General features: G+C 41.8%; 10 protein-coding genes. 4 read left to right on the top strand and 6 right to left on the bottom strand.

The genetic code is table 11. The features are described from left to right. Window positions 1–142 precede the first annotated feature (142 nt). Window positions 143–1,489 (top strand): DNA recombination protein RmuC, encoded by a 1,347-nt coding sequence (rmuC, locus tag R9C00_08400; GenBank protein WPO37467.1) that lies wholly within the window; start codon window positions 143–145, stop codon window positions 1,487–1,489. 67 nt (window positions 1,490–1,556) lie between these two features. Here the strand turns inward: rmuC and menD are convergent, their stop codons facing one another. Then, window positions 1,557–3,254: a 2-succinyl-5-enolpyruvyl-6-hydroxy-3-cyclohexene-1-carboxylic-acid synthase gene (menD, locus tag R9C00_08395; GenBank protein ID WPO37466.1), complete on the bottom strand. Its 1,698-nt coding sequence runs from the start codon at window positions 3,252–3,254 to the stop codon at window positions 1,557–1,559. A gap of 370 nt (window positions 3,255–3,624) precedes the next feature. Between menD and R9C00_08390 the strand changes: the two genes are divergently transcribed. Further along, window positions 3,625–5,124, top strand: a complete 1,500-nt coding sequence (locus tag R9C00_08390; GenBank protein WPO37465.1) for a polysaccharide biosynthesis C-terminal domain-containing protein — start codon at window positions 3,625–3,627, stop codon at window positions 5,122–5,124. Window positions 5,125–5,435: 311 nt separating this feature from the next. Here R9C00_08390 and tnpA read toward each other — a convergent pair whose 3' ends face one another. The 4 genes from tnpA to R9C00_08370 all read right to left on the bottom strand — a co-directional run bounded on the left by tnpA (window position 5,436) and on the right by R9C00_08370 (window position 9,389). Then, window positions 5,436–5,855 carry an IS200/IS605 family transposase gene (gene tnpA / locus R9C00_08385; protein ID WPO37464.1) on the bottom strand — a complete coding sequence of 140 codons (420 nt, stop codon included), beginning with the start codon at window positions 5,853–5,855 and terminating at the stop codon, window positions 5,436–5,438. Between the two features lie 89 nt (window positions 5,856–5,944). Then, entirely contained in the window at window positions 5,945–7,378 is a 1,434-nt protein-coding gene (locus R9C00_08380; protein WPO37463.1) for a P-loop NTPase fold protein, read from the bottom strand. A 337-nt stretch (window positions 7,379–7,715) separates the two neighbouring features. Next, a complete protein-coding gene (locus R9C00_08375; protein WPO37462.1) occupies window positions 7,716–7,850 on the bottom strand; it encodes a hypothetical protein in 135 nt (44 codons plus the stop codon). A gap of 636 nt (window positions 7,851–8,486) precedes the next feature. Continuing rightward, a complete protein-coding gene (locus R9C00_08370; protein ID WPO37461.1) occupies window positions 8,487–9,389 on the bottom strand; it encodes a hypothetical protein in 903 nt (300 codons plus the stop codon). Between the two features lie 317 nt (window positions 9,390–9,706). Here R9C00_08370 and araA point away from each other — a divergent pair, with 317 nt between their 5' ends. Both araA and miaB read left to right on the top strand, forming a co-directional pair. Further along, entirely contained in the window at window positions 9,707–11,212 is a 1,506-nt protein-coding gene (gene araA, locus R9C00_08365) for an L-arabinose isomerase (protein WPO37460.1), read from the top strand. Between the two features lie 321 nt (window positions 11,213–11,533). Continuing rightward, window positions 11,534–13,006 (top strand): tRNA (N6-isopentenyl adenosine(37)-C2)-methylthiotransferase MiaB, encoded by a 1,473-nt coding sequence (miaB, locus tag R9C00_08360; GenBank protein WPO37459.1) that lies wholly within the window; start codon window positions 11,534–11,536, stop codon window positions 13,004–13,006. 73 nt (window positions 13,007–13,079) lie between these two features. Here the strand turns inward: miaB and pbpC are convergent, their stop codons facing one another. Next, window positions 13,080–15,446 (bottom strand): penicillin-binding protein 1C, encoded by a 2,367-nt coding sequence (gene pbpC, locus R9C00_08355; protein ID WPO37458.1) that lies wholly within the window; start codon window positions 15,444–15,446, stop codon window positions 13,080–13,082. Window positions 15,447–16,022 lie beyond the last annotated feature (576 nt).

The raw sequence follows: 16,022 nt of genomic DNA, 5'->3' as shown, positions 1-16,022 counted from the left end.
ACATGGCATGTCTATTAGTTAATATAATAGGTACTTTTGCAATAAGTGCAACTCAAATACTATAGGTAATAAACCTACACCGTACTTCTTTTACGGTCTCATTTGCTACCTTGTCCCTCTAACTAATTTTCTACTATAAAATATGGAACTATCTGTATTATTCACTGGCTTAGTACTAGGTGGAGTTATTGGGGCTTTTATAGCATGGCTACTGGCGATAAATAAGTTCAGAGCCGAAAAATGGATTGATAAAATGGAGTTAGAAAAAAATTATGTATCAAAAGAAACATACCAGCATTTGGAGTTATACTTTAAGAAAAACGAAGTGGAGCTGAAAGATAAAATAGAAGTAATCAATGTTCTAAGAGAAAAACTAGCTGCCAGAGAAGAAATGGTGAAGCAATTCCACCAGAAAGTGCAAGAAGGAAATAAGCAGGTAGAAAAGATGGAAGAACGATTCAGGGCTGAATTCAAGAGCCTTGCCAATGATATATTGGACGAAAAAAGCAAAAAGTTCCTCGAAATAAACAATGGTAGGTTGGGCGAAATTCTAAACCCTTTCCAAGACCGTCTGAACGAATTTAAAGACAAAGTAGAAAAAACTTACCAAGCCGAGGCTAGGGAAATAATTACGCTGAAAGAGCAGATAAAACACCTTCACCAAGCCAACACAAAAGTTGGGGAAGATGCCCAGCGCCTAGCCAATGCACTGCAAGGAGACTCAAAAGTGCAGGGCGACTGGGGAGAAATGCAGCTAGAACTGATTTTAGAAAAAGCTGGGTTGATAAAAGGTGTCCACTTCTTGAAGCAAGAAGTACTCAAAAACGACGCAGGCAACGTTCTTCGCCCCGATTATATAGTGAAGCTTCCTGAGGACAAATACATCGTGATTGACTCAAAAGTGTCACTTACGGCGTACAATCGCTATTTCAACGAAATAGACCAGGCTGAAAAGCAGCTTTATTTGCAAGAACACCTCAAAAGTGTAATGCAACATATAAAAGACTTGGGCAGTAAAAACTATCAACAGCTCAACCAGCTCAATCAGCCTGATTATGTAATGCTTTTTATGCCAATAGAACCTGCGCTCACCTTGGCTTTTAGGGAAGACCCTAGCATTTTTGACAAAGCACTGGACAAAAATGTGGTAATGGTCGCTCCTTCTACCCTATTGGCAACCTTACGAACCGTAGCGTTTATTTGGAAGCAAGACAGCCAGAAGAAAAACGTACTAGAAATAGCCAGAGAAAGTGGTGCACTCTACGATAAGTTCACTGGGTTTATGGACGATATGGGCAAAATAGAATCGAGCATTGAAAAACTACACATCACTTACGAAAGTGCCATAAACAAACTTTATAAATCGAAAAAGAAAGGCGATACGATAGTAGGACGAATAGAGCGGATACGAGAACTTGGCGCAGATGCCAGCAAAAAACTTTCCGACCATGTCATCAATAGAATAGAAGATGGGGAAAAGGGTAGTTAAAATGAAAAAGGTTACCGATTTGGTGACCTTTTTCATTTTAACTCATTACCCGTAATTTGCTCAAGCTTCAAAATTGCAAGTTCTTTACTTCGCCCTTAAACTCCTGAAATATTTCTTGCCCTTGCTTTCCATCCGAGCCAAATTCCAACAAACTTTGTACTGAGCCAACTTCCCAAAACCTTTTAAGGTGTATTTTGCCTTCAAAAACAGAATTAGATTGAAAATAATCCATCCCAAACTCTTGGCACAGATATGAAGCATCGAGATGGCTTGACGTCACGAAATATTCCTCGAGCTCGGGTTGGGCAACTGGTCCAGGAATCATTCGGAAAATGCCCCCACCTTTGTTGTTCAACAAAATAATTTTGAGGTTTGGAGGAAGGTATTTGTTCCAAAAAGCATTTCTATCGTAGAAAAAAGCCAGATCGCCTGTGAGCAATACGTGTAGTTTTTCGGGTGAAGCCAGGGCATGCCCAACCGCTGAGCTATTGCTCCCATCTATTCCGCTTGTCCCCCTGTTCGCCCAAACCTCTGCCCCTTCGGGAAGCTGGTTTACAAAGTTCGCATAGCGCACCGACATGCTATTTGCCAAATGAAAACTGACATTTTGGGGCAAATTCTGCATCAACTCTTTCACAAAAGAAAATTCGTTGTCGGGCTTGCTTCCCAAAAACTCGTTGGTAAAATTTCTCGTTTGCTCATCTACATTTTTCCACCTTTCGGTAAAAGAAGTTTCAGGCTGAAAAAGCTCTTTTTCTCTTGCTTCTGTAAAGAAATAAGCAGGCTCGCATCGAAGTATTTTTGTGAGCGACTGGAACGTATCCGCTACTTGCCCCGCTGGCTGGGTATGCCAATGCGCTGCTGGTTTATTTTTCCTCAAAAAGAGCTTCAAGTTTTTCGAAATCACCGACTTTCCAAAACTTACGATAAGGTCAGGCTTTAACTCTTCGTGCAAATCTGCCCTAGCCAAAAAAGCATCTTGGTGGCGAATGGCATTTTCCAATTCCGAAGCATTTGAAATCACATCGGAAACTACGGGCAAACCTGATTTCCTTAGCGCATCCAGCAGTTTTTCATCTCGTTTCCCCTGCCCTGCAACTAGCAATATTTTCCTATAACCCTGAGCTTCTGTTTTCAACTTCTCCCAAACCAACTCGCTTAGTACTTGCTCCGAATCTTCCTCCAAAATAATGTTTTCTGGATTTTCAATTTCAAACTGCTGAGAAGCGGTAGGGTAAAACGGCTCACGAAACGGCACATTTACCTGCACTGGTCCTTGTGGGAAAGTCGTCGCCAAGTTAATGGCTTCCGAAATGGTTCGTTGGATATGCCACTTCGCATCGGGGTGCGAATAATCGACGGGAAGTTGGAAAAAGCCCTTCACATGGTTGGCATGCAAGTTTTGTTGCCTGATCGTCTGCCCATCGAGTTGGTCGAGCCATTCGGGTGGGCGGTCAGCTGTGAATGCAATTAGCGGAACATGTTGGTAGAATGCCTCGGCTATTGCTGGTCCATAATTAGACGCTGCCGTACCCGAAGTACAGACCAACCCAACAAGCTTCCCCGTTTGCTGAGCCAAACCCAAGCCAATGAAACCCGCCGACCGTTCATCGGTGATGGTGTAGGTGTTGATGGTCGGATGGCGAGTGAAAGCAAGCGTAAGCGGGGCGCAACGTGAGCCTGGGGACAACACGGCTTCTTTCATGCCATGGGCAGCACAAATCCCCGAAATATTGATGATGGGTTGGTAAGGGTATTCTTCCATTTTTTCCTCCTAACACTTTCTTGCAATACTAATTCATTTTCTTCTACTTTCAAGTCATTCTCACGAAAGTGACAACCTCCTCTTATCACATTTAACCATGTGCGGAAGACTCGTTCTTTTGTACAGTCAAGTATAAGATATTCCCCAACCTCGAAGAGGTTGCATATTTGTAGCTTTGAAAAGAGAAAAAAACAACCCCGTAGCGGGTTGCATAAAAAGGAAAATTTGCACTTGTGCAACACCTAGGGCGTTGACCTTTCAACTTCTCAAATAACTACAAATTTGAAACCCCTCACGGGGTTTAATTTCAAACAACCTATCTTTAGCCATTGAACCAAAACTAGGCATTGAAAGCCATTCAAAAAACAACATGCTCAAAAAACTAGCTTCGGAAACGGCGATTTATGGGGGAACGACCATTATGGCAAGGCTGCTCAACTATGCGCTAGTGCCTCTGCACACAGGAGTTTTTGCTCCAGGAAGTTACGGAATTGTATCCGAGTTTTATGCCTATGCCGCCGTGCTCAACGTGCTTTTTACCTACGGAATGGAAACCGCCTATTTCCGCTTTGCCACCCGCGAAGGCGGAGATGAAACCAAAAGCTTCAACTCAGCGGTTAGCAGTTTGCTCACCACCAGTTTGCTTTTTTCGGGCATCCTCATTGCTTTTTCCAGCTCCATCGCCCAAGCCCTCGGCTACCCAGACGGACAGAAATACATCGTGTGGTTTGCCCTCCTCATCGGCATCGATGCCATTGTCGCCATCCCTTTTGCAAGGCTTCGCATCCAGCACAAAGCCAAGTATTTTGCCCTCGCCAAGTTGGGTAACATCTGTATCAATTTTGGTCTGAACATATTTTTCCTCATTTTCTGCAAAGGCGTATTTGAAGGGAAATATTTAGCCAGCTTGCAGCCAATGATCAGCTCATTTTACGACCCTGAACTGGGGCTAGGCTACGCTTTCTTGGCAAACCTTTTGGCAAATGCCATGCTCGTCCCCATTTTACTGCCCGTGTTCCGAACCTTGAAATACAGCCTGAACATGAGCCAGCTGAAACCCATGTTGATCTACGGGTTTCCCATCATTTTCTCTGGCTTGGCGTTTAGCATCAACGAGGTTTCCGACCGGGTTCTGCTCAAATACCTGCTTCCGGCAGACTTTTACCCCGACAAGGAAAACATGGATGCAGTGGGAATCTACTCCGCCTGCTACAAGCTTTCCATGTTCATTACCTTAGCGGTGCAGGCATTCCGATTCGCAGCCGAGCCGTTCTTTTTTGCCAAGGCAAAAGACAAAGACCACAAGGAAGCCTACAGCATCGTGATGAATTATTTTATCATTGCCTGCTGCCTCATGTTGGTAGCCGTAATGGCAAATGTAGATTGGCTTTCCAGAATATTCATTCGAGATAAAGCCTATTTGGTAGGATTGGGCGTAGTACCCATTTTGCTCATGGCAAACGTATTTTTAGGCATTTACTACAACCTTGCCGCTTGGTTCAAAATCACCGATCGCACCTATTTTGGAGCAATTATCAGCAGCATAGGCGCACTGTTCACCATCAGTTTCAACTTCTACCTCATTCCGCACATCGGGTATTTTGGCAGCGCCTGGGCAACCTTTACTTGCTACGGCAGCATGATGTTGCTCTGTTACCTCTTGGGTAGGAAATATTACCCTATCCCCTATCGAGTACTTTCTGGGCTTTTCTACCTCCTATTGGCGGGGGCTATGAGCTGGGCTACTACACAGCTTGACTTTGGTAGCTTTTTTATGAACCTACTGGCAAACAACCTGCTTTTACTCACTTTTTTGGCTGTGGTATTCTTGAAGGAAAGGAAAAAGATAATGGGCTTTTTGAGGAGGTGATTTTAAAGAACGCCCTTTTGGTCGAGCACTACCAGCGCCTCGTGAAAAAAAAGCCATAATGGAAATTCTTCCGGTAAGGATTCATCATCTAACCTTGTAAACCTTTTATATTCAAAACCTTCAATATAATATCTCCACTCGTAAGTTGTTTCACTACTAATGTTGAAGAATATTTTTTGATTAAAAGATCCCCACCCAAAGGGCGGGGAATTGTGATAACCCCTGTAAGGGGGTAAACTGCCCTTGCCCCCAAAGGAGGCAAAGGAATTCATTGTCCCCGGTTATAAATCTATTTTATTACTTTGTTATTCTTAGCTCTCGTTCTTTTTTTCCTGTTCTTCTTGATACTCCACGTAAAGCCTTATCTTTTCTGGGTCAAGCCCTACCGTATCAACACAATAGCCTGTTGCCCAAAAACGGTTGCCCCAATAGGGGCGTTGCTTCAGCTTCTTGAACTTTGAAAACAACCGTATGGCTGTCCGGCCCTTCAAGATCCCCACCACATCGGAAACCGAATATTTGGGAGGGATATCGATAATCAAGTGAACATGGCCCTTTTGGACGTTCAGCGTATCGATAATATATTTCTTTTGGGCGGCGTACTGCATTATATGCTCTATTGCTGCCCTTTTTATTGCTCCTTCGAGGATCCTATACCTATATTTAGGTGTCCAAACTATATGGTACTTGCAATACCAGATCCAATGTGACAATTTGTGAAAACGGCTCATAATATATTCTTCGGTTGTGGGGACAACTCTTGAATATAATCATTGGGCCGTTTTCTGGCTTAGCCACGCAGAGCGGTTATTAACCACGCTCATAGAGCGTGGATTTCTAAGTTGATATTAAAACGCGAATTATCATCTGGGTCAAATTTTTCTTTTGCATTATCACTTTCCAATAATACTAAAGTCAAATAATACTCCAGTAATAACTTTGAATCTGAATCTTTCTTGGTAAACCGAGATTTATACTTTAGTTTTTCGGCAGTATTAATTAGTATTTCTTTAGAGCCAAACAGTAACCGTAACACTTGAGACATATAACAGAAACTCAGACCAGAAAGATAATAATCATTAACCCTATCAGTATCAGGTGGAACATAGAAATTAAAATCATCTATTCCCTTATACTTAAGAAGCTCTAATAACTTTCTAAGATTTATAAGATCATACTGTAAAAAAGCTTTAAGAATAAAATGCAGTGTGTTAAACCCAAAACTCCTAGGATAATTATCTGGAGATTTAATCATCTGTAGTTTTAAATATAACCATCCAATTATTTCTTTAATTGGGTCATATCTAAAAACCTCCCCATCATAAAACTTATCGATATACCCACTAAAATCAGTTTCCTGACCATATTGATGGTGGAAAATGTTTCGAACATTCTGAATATCCCCTACCAATATTATTTTATCAAAACCAAACTTGTTTGATAATCCATTCTCCCCTCCATGAAAAAGCTCTTCATCTATGTGCACACTAAATACATTGAGTATCCTAAAAATGTGGGCTGGGTCAATTCTGTCCAAATCATCAATATAAAGCACTACTTCTTTACCATTTTTCTCTTTTATCTCCTCTTCCTCTACTATGTCCTTTTCTTTTTTTACACCCTTCTCTTTTAGCTGTACAACTAAATCTTGAATCAAAATAGTAATTGGATCAGATTCGTATGGAGAGCCCTTTTGCTTTAATTGTTCTTTTATAAAGTCCCATACCTTTTCCTTACCTATCTGATCCTCATTGACTTTCTTATAATTCTCAGCTAACTTTTCCTTTAATCCAAGAAATCCATCTATACTCTTGGAAATAGTTGGACCTACTTTCAGAATACCAGCCATTAACGCACCTGTTGGTTCTCCGCTTAGGACAGAACCTGCTCCAGCGATTGCAGTTGCTGTCATTATTGAAGGAGAAAGGAAACTTCCAATGGATTGTTGCGCGAATAAAATTGCAGCATTTACTTTTGAAAGTGCAGTTTCTTGTACTTCTACTTCTTGGGCAAGAAGCTGTAACAATATATCTGTTTTGATCAACTCAAAAATATCTTCGTTTCTTGAAACAGAATAGCTAACAGGTGAGAGCCGTATGGCAACGATGGCATCTTTTCTCTTATCGAAAAAACTTCTTAAAAAATGTGTTTTACCTATTCCAAAAATCCCAGAGAAGAAAATTCTATTGTTTTCTTCTAAATGCTTTCCAAACCTCTCATGCTCTTCTTTCAATTCAATGTATTCCTCTGCCATACCTTTAATCTACTGTATTTATCTTTGTTAAGATATAAATCACAATCGAAAAAGACTATTATTTCAAATAAATTCTAATCTACTCGCCTAAACCGAGAAAATTTGACACAGATTGCCAGTGGTAACAATGGAATGGAAAAAGGTGAAAGGATTAGTGAGGAGGTAAAAGCCTTAAAAATAAGCACAAAAAAAATGTTCCGCTATGTAAAAAAATATGTAGGGTCAACAAAGCATCCCTACTATTCAAAACCAAAAGGCTTGAAAAATGATAATTACCGATTTATTTAGTATCAAATGGGGGTTTTAAGCAACTAAAATTATTTGCAGAAATCGTCAACTAATTTCTTGACCAAGGAGCCTTGTTTCCTCCTTTACCTTTAGGCTTTGACTTGGTAGCTACTATCTCATCTATCTTATTGAACCACTCTTTTATTTCAGCATGCTCTTTTGGAGTAATTTTTTTAATTTTCATTGGGTTATTTGGATTGGACGTTGGACAAATTATCGCTAGTAATTATGGTAATATTTTAACAGTAAATATGATTAAATCTATATAAATTTTACGGACACTTATTGTTAATAATGTTTAATTCTCAAGTATTAATATAACTTTTAGCAGAGAATTATTATTTCCTCAAAAAACGAAAAGTCTATAAAAAAACTTACACTCCTTATGAAACAGAGAATGTTTTTATTTCCAATAAAAGCAAACCTCCTTAATACTATAATAAAATAAGCACAACTTCTTCTTTGAGTTAATATAAAAAGGGAGAAAAGCGATTATGCCACATAAAATTTTCCTATAAAAAATAGGGCAACTTTAGGAGTTGAAATATAGATAGCAATGAGTGATTAGAGTAGAAATGAGCTGTTTGTAGCTCAGAGGATTCACAAACTTAGTAAGTTACCTACTTTAAATCAACCTTTTATAGAAACATCAAATAGCAACACTTCATTACCAGAGCATTCCCTTTTAATATTGATATTCTTTCAAAGCCTTACATCTGCACACAAACTAAGACTCTAATAATCTTCCAAAATCAAGGGCTTAATATCAATTGACGGAATAACACATATCACTTCTGTGCACTAGTACGAGCAGCATATATTACTCATACTCCAATTCAAACCCTTTGTTTTGGAGGCTATCTTTGAACGATATTTCAATAGTACTTCCTAGGGATTTGTCATGATCTAAAACTGTTGACCAAAGTGTTGGCATATAATCAGGCTTATCCAATGGTAGAGTAAAGGGGAAACTATTGAGAAGAGAATCTTCTAAATTCAGAATAGATAACTCAAAGTTTACTTCTCCAGAAACATCATTAAACATTGGAGATAAATAAAACCGTACTTCATCCGATACCTCGTCTTTTGTAACTTCAGTATAATCCGCAGACACTCCATCATAGGGAGGATAAATATCATGAAGCTTAAATGCTCCATTTGGAGTATAACCAACCATACTTGCTTCTCCTTCGACTATTGACAAGCCGAACTTCACATTGCTTACATTATAATACTTCCCAATTAATGGCAGCTCTATTTCTATTTCATGACCAAACCTCCTGAGTTCAACTTCGGCAGCACCTCCATTATCTGGAGCATCAAGTTTCAATATGGAAAAGAAAATAGGTTGAGCATGAAACGCTTGGACTTTAAACATGATACCACCTCCTTGAGTTGGAGGAGGAGAACCAGGATAAGTAAAAATGATAGTCTGAGAGCCAGACGGAATATATAATTTAAACGTATTGCCTTTTTCTCCGCCTAAGGTCACAACACCTGTCCGAAAATAATCAACATACCAATTGAGCTGAAATTCTTCTGTAAAATCAGGAGCCCCAGCCGTCCTTCCATTGGGCAATGGCGTTGATTCAAAATCTAAAAATGTTGGATCGACAGTAAATGTAAACTCAACGAGATCCTCAGCAGGTTCATATTCTTGGGGTGAACAAGCAAATAGAAGCATAGCCAACAATGTTGACCATAGATAATAATGCAGTTTCATCTGAAAAAATATTTTATTAATTATAAATCGAATTACGCATTATTGCACATACAAGCAAAATACTATCAGTTAACAATTCTTAATAATTAGGTATTCTTGCAATAACCCATTCAGCCACCTTACCCATATATTTATACTTTACCCTTTCGGCCTTCACAAGAGATATTTTTTTGGTAAGATTTGGAAAGTATTATTATAAATGTAATATTTACATTTAAATTTTAAAATTGAATCCTTTTTACCTTATATAAGGTCTCAATAGTAGAGCTTTCAAAAGTGATTTTTTTTTACATATCTATACACATAAAAAATAGGAAATGATCAATTTAAGTAACTACGAGGTTTGGTTTGTAACTGGCAGCCAGCACCTCTATGGCGAAGAAACCTTAAAGCAAGTTGACACACATTCGAAAGAAATAGCAACTTACCTCAACGACCAAAGCACAATCCCTGTCAAAGTGGTATTTAAGCCTGTCCTCACCACCCCCGACGTGATCACAAAACTTTGCCTTGAAGCAAACAACGCCCCAAATTGCATCGGCTTGGTCACTTGGATGCATACTTTCTCCCCTGCTAAAATGTGGATCAACGGGTTGAAAGTCTTGCAAAAGCCCTTCATGCACCTTCACACCCAATTCAACAGAGATATTCCTTGGGGCGCAATTGACATGGACTTCATGAACCTCAACCAATCTGCTCATGGAGGCAGAGAATTTGGCTTCATCGGTTCAAGAATGCGTATCAACCGCAAGGTGGTGGTAGGGCACTGGCAAGACCCAGAAACAATAGAAAGAATTGCTGTTTGGACAAGGGTCGCTTCAGCTTGGGCTGATCAGCAAGGAGCAAAATTCGCCCGCATAGGCGACAACATGCGTGAAGTTGCTGTAACAGAAGGCGACAAAGTAGAGGCTCAAATCAAATTAGGCTACTGTGTGAACGGCTATGGCGTAGGCGATGTAACTAAAGTTATCGACGCTATTCCAGATGCTGAGGTAGAAGAACTGATGGGCATATATGAGGAATCGTACATAATGGCCAACAGCCTCAAAAAAGGCGGCTCTCAAAGAGGATCATTATACAATGCAGCTAAAATAGAGCTAGGCCTCAAGAAATTTTTGATAGATGGTGGCTTCAAAGGTTTCACCGATACATTCGAAAACCTTTACGGAATGGACCAGCTTCCAGGTATCGCTGTTCAAAGGTTAATGGCGCAAGGCTTTGGCTTCGGTGGCGAAGGTGACTGGAAAACTGCGGCTTTGGTTAGAGCAATGAAAGTCATGGCGGTCGGTTTGCCCGGTGGCGATTCGTTCATGGAAGACTACACCTACCACTTCCACCCAGGCGGCCAGAAAGTACTTGGCGCACACATGCTCGAAATCTGCGAATCTATCGCCTCAAGCAAGCCAAAGTGCGAAGTCCATCCACTTTCTATAGGCGGCAAAGCCGACCCCGTAAGGCTCGTATTCGATGCCCCAGCAGGCGCAGCTATCAATGCGTCCATCATTGATATGGGCAATAGGTTCAGGGTATTGGTAAACACAGTAGATGTGGTAGAGCCAGAGCAAGACTTGCCAAACCTTCCTGTAGCACGTGCATTATGGATTCCCCAGCCGAACTTGAAAGTAGCAGCTTCGGCTTGGATTTTGGCTGGAGGAGCACACCACACCGTTTTCAGCCAAGCCATCACCGCCGAATATTTGGAAGACTACGCCGAAATGGCCGGTTTGGAATATGTGACCATAGACAGTGAGACAAGGCTTCACAATTTCAAAAACGAGCTTAACTGGAACCAGATGTACTATGGCTTAGGCAAGGGGATTTAGCAAAAACCCAAGCGGTATTATACCAATCAAATTAAATCCTAGCCCACTCTTGATGTTTCGAGAGTGGGCATTTTTTTTATTCAAAATCTACTTGAACCAACTTGCTTCCCCACTACACAGAAAAGCCAACGCTTCTGCCCACCCCGTGCCGTCGGGTCACCGCCATTTCGGCCCCTCCGTTGCCCTCTTCCCCTAATTCGCGGCTGTGCTCGTTCCAACTTCCAAAAAATCAGCCAAGAAACCCCACCAATGCTGTTTTTTTCTTCAGCTAAAACCCTATTTTTGCAAGTTCAAACAAATCAAGATTAAAAAAACACCAGCATGGGTGAGTTGATTAAAGATATTGGAATTCTAGACGGCAAAAGCCAAGAGGCTTGTGAGGTGGTAAATGTGTCGAAAGACGATAACAAACCTGGGCAGCGGAAATTGTATATTGAGAGTTACGGCTGCCAAATGAACTTCTCGGATAGCGAGATAGTCGCTTCCATTATGTCGGAAAATGGATTTGGGACAACCTCCAATTTCAAAGAAGCGGACTTGATTTTCCTCAACACCTGCTCCATCCGTGAGAAGGCGGAGCAAACCGTAAGGAAAAGGCTGACCGATTTCAACAAAATGAAAAAACGCAACCCCGACCTCACCATTGGTGTATTGGGCTGCATGGCCGAGCGCTTGAAAACGCAATTGCTAGAAGAAGAAAAAATAGTAGATATCGTTGCTGGGCCCGATGCTTACCGCGACCTTCCCAAACTCGTTTCGGAAGTGGATGATGGGCAAAAAGGCGTGAACGTATTCCTTTCAAAGGAAGAGACGTATGCAGAAATAACTCCCGTCAGGCTCAATTCCAACGGTATTACCGCTTTCATCTCCATTATGAGGGGCTGCGATAATATGTGTTCTTTCTGCGTAGTTCCGTTCACCCGTGGCCGTGAGCGTAGCCGCGATCCACATTCTATTTTAGCTGAAGCACAAGACTTGTACAAGAAAGGCTACAAAGAAGTAACCTTGCTCGGGCAAAACGTGGATTCGTATCTTTGGTCTTCTCACGACGATCTAAAAAGCAAAGGACAAATTGAGAAAATGCTTAAGAAAGGGGAGGAAATAGAAACGGTGAATTTTGCCAACCTCCTCGAAATGGTTGCCAAGGTCGGTCCCGAATTGAGGGTTCGCTTCTCTACTTCACACCCTAAAGACATCACTGATGAGGTACTGCACACCATGAATAAATATGACAATATTTGTAACTCTATCCACCTGCCTGCACAGAGCGGAAACAGTCGCGTGTTAGAGATCATGAACCGAACTTACTCGCGTGAATGGTACTTAGAGCGAGTGGATGCCATTCGCCGAATCCTTGGTGAGGATTGCGGAATTTCTTCTGACTGGATTACTGGCTTTTGCACAGAAACAGAAGAAGAGCACCAAGATTCGCTCAGCCTAATGGACTATGTAAAGTTCGATTTTAGTTATATGTACTATTACTCTGAACGACCTGGCACGCTGGCAGCTAAAAAGTTTGAGGACGATATTCCTTTGGCAGTCAAAAAACGACGTTTGCAAGAAATTATAGATAAGCAGCAGGAAACCGGTCACATTCGCAACAAAATGGACATTGGCAAAGTGCAGCGAGTACTCATCGAGGGGCACTCGAAGCGTTCCAAAGATCAATTGAGGGGAAGGAACTCGGCAAACAAAGTGGTGGTATTCCCAAGGAAAAACTACAAACCAGGTGAATACGTGAACGTAAAAATCACCGACTGTACGCCAGCTACACTCATTGGAGAAACGGTTTAAGAAGCAATATTATTTGTCAGATCTTCAGCCCCCATTTCTTCAAAAAAAGTGGGGGGCTCTTTTTTTAACCAAATTACTCCCCTTGCACCTCAAAATCTCGTCCCACACTTTCCCCATTTTCGTCCACCACAACCAGATGATGCCTGCCCACCGAAGGCTGCACATTTAGCTCATGGTTACCTTGCGTCTGCCCAATGTACTGCCCATCCAAATGCCAATAGACTTGTGAATCGGGCTTGATGTGTGCTACTTGGAACACCGCCTCTCCTTTCTCCCCATCCAGCAACCTTGGAATCACAATTTTCCCTCCTTCAATCGGGTACACCACATGCATCACTTGCTTTGCCACAGTTGCGCTACTGTTCAGGCAATCGCTGCGAATGGGAGGTAATCGTCGATAAGTAGCGTGCTTGGTACGGTAATACCAAGCCTGCATGGGCGGAAGTAAAAAGAACGGTTCGTGCTTCATATTCGCCACTTCTTCACAATCGCTATTGACCCGAAACTGCCCACTTGCATCAAGGTGAACTAACTGGTGGTACGGACAGACTTCCGTGCTCAAACCTGCAAAAGGAATATCCATCTCATCTACTACAGGGCAAATTTCAGAGGCTTTGTGCCCACTTTGCCGGCAAATGCTGGTGGTAGTCATTTCATCGTACGGCGGCTCAAACCACTCGGTAGGTGGCAACGTTCCAAACACATCGAAAAGCACGGGGGCAGCGGCGGTAACTCCCGTTAAGCCTGGTCGACCTTCGCCATCGGCATTCCCCACCCAAACCCCTACTAAATAATCAGGCGTGACCCCAATTGCCCACGCATCGCGGTGGCCAAAACTCGTCCCTGTTTTCCATGCCACCCTTCGGGAGGTTTCATACAGTTCCCAAGACTCTTCCCGCCCAGGCCGATACACATCTTGCATCGCTTCAAAAGCATACCAAATAGAAGATGCATCGAGCAGGGCATCAGGTACGGTTTCCGAAGGCTTTTCTACTTTTTCTTTTTTCAAGAAGCGTGGCTTTCGCCATTCATTTGGTCTATAATGATAAGGACTGTTTTCATGAAAATTTTTAAGGATACGAGCCATGCTCGAATAAATCCCCGAAATATCCCAAAGCGTGGTTTCTGCTCCGCCTAAAATGAGCGAAAGACCGTAATGCTCGGCATGATGATGGAGTGTGGTCATCCCCATTTTCTGGAGGTTAAAATGCAGTTTTTCTATGCTGTAATCCCTGAGCATGTGTACATGGGGAATATTGAGCGAGCGAGCCAAGGCTACTTTAGCAGAGATTGCGCCATCGTACGTTTTACTGAAATTTTGCGGGGCAAAACCAGCGATAAAAGTAGGTACATCAGGCACAAGCGTATTAGGTAGAATCTCCCCTTCTTTCAGCATCAGACCATAAAGCAAAGGCTTTAGGATACTTCCGCTACTCCGAGGAGCAGTAATTACATCCACATCATCGCCATGTCCATCATTGCCCTCAATCTGGGTATTCCCCACATACGCCAAGGTATTTCCCTTGTCCACATCCATTACAAGAATTGCCATGTTGTGAACGCCATTGTTTTTCAAAAAACCATAATACCTTTTCACTATCTCATTCACTTCTCTTTGCTTCTCCACACCTATAGTCGTGTGGATTTTTTGCCCTTTCAAGCCTGAATTGATACAGCGAGTGAGCAAGTGCGGGGCAAGTTGGGGCAAAGGAAAAGGCGTCCCGGGCAAAGGCTCTGACAGGGCAAGCTGATAACCCAACGAGTCCAATACTTTTTCCTCGAAAAGCTTTTTCAAGAGCCTATCCCTTTTTTTATGTAGCGTTTCTTGATTCCTTCCCGGGAAAATCAAGCCCGGTCGGTTGGGCAAAACTGCCAGAAGAGCTGCTTCGGCCCATGAAAGCTCGGAAGGTTTTCTGCCGTAATACCTCCATGCGGCAGCCTCCAAACCTACGATATTTCCTCCAAAAGGAGCGTGGCTGGCATACAATCCCAAAATCTCTTTTTTGGAATACTTCAATTCCAATCTCGTTGCCATCCCCAATTCAATGAACTTTTCAAAAAATGTCCTCGGCTGCCCTTTGCGGGAAAGGCGAATGACTTGCATAGTGATGGTACTTCCCCCTCTTACTACATGCCCTTTTTTCACGTTTTGCACCATGGCCTTGAAAAAAGAAACAGGATTAAAACCGGGATGTTGGTAAAAATATTGGTCTTCAAAATAGCGGATGGCTTCCGAGAACTTGTGCGGGGTAGAATCTGAAGCGGGAAAACGCCATTGTCCATCCTCGGCTATCATAGCGCCCAATAAGTTATCATCTTTATCGAGCAAAATAGTGGCATACGGATCGTCAAATAGCTGGCTAGGCAAGCAAAAAAACCAGCCAACGAAAGCCGCCATAAAAATTAAAACCCCTACCTTTTTATTCAATTTCAATCCCATCTATTGCTGAGTCAATACACTATTTGTTTCAAATGTATAAATTCAAGAAAGAAGTTGAAGGAATGGAAGAATAAAACTGACGGTTCACACAGAAACAAAAAAGCCCGCCTAATTAATAGGCGGGCAAAGTTAATTGTGGTTGTTGTTTGTCGTTGTCCTTTGTTTGAAAGGATAGTTGTTGTGTAACCGCTTATCCTTCTTAACCTGAAAAAGAAGAAATAAACATTTAAGCGCCATCAGTCTCAAAACCTAACATGTTATAAAAATTTCACTATTCTCTCAATTGAGGATAGGTATTTTTTTATAAAAAGGTAGTTTGATCCCTCTGACTTATTATGGAATCTTTGTGTCTTGGATGTAAATAATCTGTTGCTAAAGCGAGTACACCGCAGCAAGTAAGGTCGGTAAGGAGTAGGTATTCGAAGGCAAAGTTAATAGCTAAAATGAGATGCGCAATTTCTATAAGAAATATTTCGCCAACTGGTAATTTCATCCCTCCCAATAACCATAAAGTTCGGACAAACGACAATTTGTGTTTTAAAAAAGAATTCACCCTATCTTTACATCAAAAAAGTA

The sequence above is a fragment of the Flammeovirgaceae bacterium SG7u.111 genome, from assembly GCA_034044135.1.
Taxonomy (GTDB): Bacteria; Bacteroidota; Bacteroidia; order Cytophagales; family Flammeovirgaceae.
Note: the sequence above shows the minus strand (reverse complement) of the source record. Positions and strands in the feature narration are given on the sequence as shown.

What these genes read in the sequence shown, in the direction of transcription:
- rmuC (WPO37467.1), top strand. Translation starts at nt 143, where the DNA reads ATGGAACTATCTGTATTATTCACTGGCTTAGTACTAGGTGGAGTTATT.
- menD (WPO37466.1), bottom strand. Translation starts at nt 3,254, where the DNA reads ATGGAAGAATACCCTTACCAACCCATCATCAATATTTCGGGGATTTGT.
- R9C00_08390 (WPO37465.1), top strand. Translation starts at nt 3,625, where the DNA reads ATGCTCAAAAAACTAGCTTCGGAAACGGCGATTTATGGGGGAACGACC.
- tnpA (WPO37464.1), bottom strand. Translation starts at nt 5,855, where the DNA reads ATGAGCCGTTTTCACAAATTGTCACATTGGATCTGGTATTGCAAGTAC.
- R9C00_08380 (WPO37463.1), bottom strand. Translation starts at nt 7,378, where the DNA reads ATGGCAGAGGAATACATTGAATTGAAAGAAGAGCATGAGAGGTTTGGA.
- R9C00_08375 (WPO37462.1), bottom strand. Translation starts at nt 7,850, where the DNA reads ATGAAAATTAAAAAAATTACTCCAAAAGAGCATGCTGAAATAAAAGAG.
- R9C00_08370 (WPO37461.1), bottom strand. Translation starts at nt 9,389, where the DNA reads ATGAAACTGCATTATTATCTATGGTCAACATTGTTGGCTATGCTTCTA.
- araA (WPO37460.1), top strand. Translation starts at nt 9,707, where the DNA reads ATGATCAATTTAAGTAACTACGAGGTTTGGTTTGTAACTGGCAGCCAG.
- miaB (WPO37459.1), top strand. Translation starts at nt 11,534, where the DNA reads ATGGGTGAGTTGATTAAAGATATTGGAATTCTAGACGGCAAAAGCCAA.
- pbpC (WPO37458.1), bottom strand. Translation starts at nt 15,446, where the DNA reads ATGGGATTGAAATTGAATAAAAAGGTAGGGGTTTTAATTTTTATGGCG.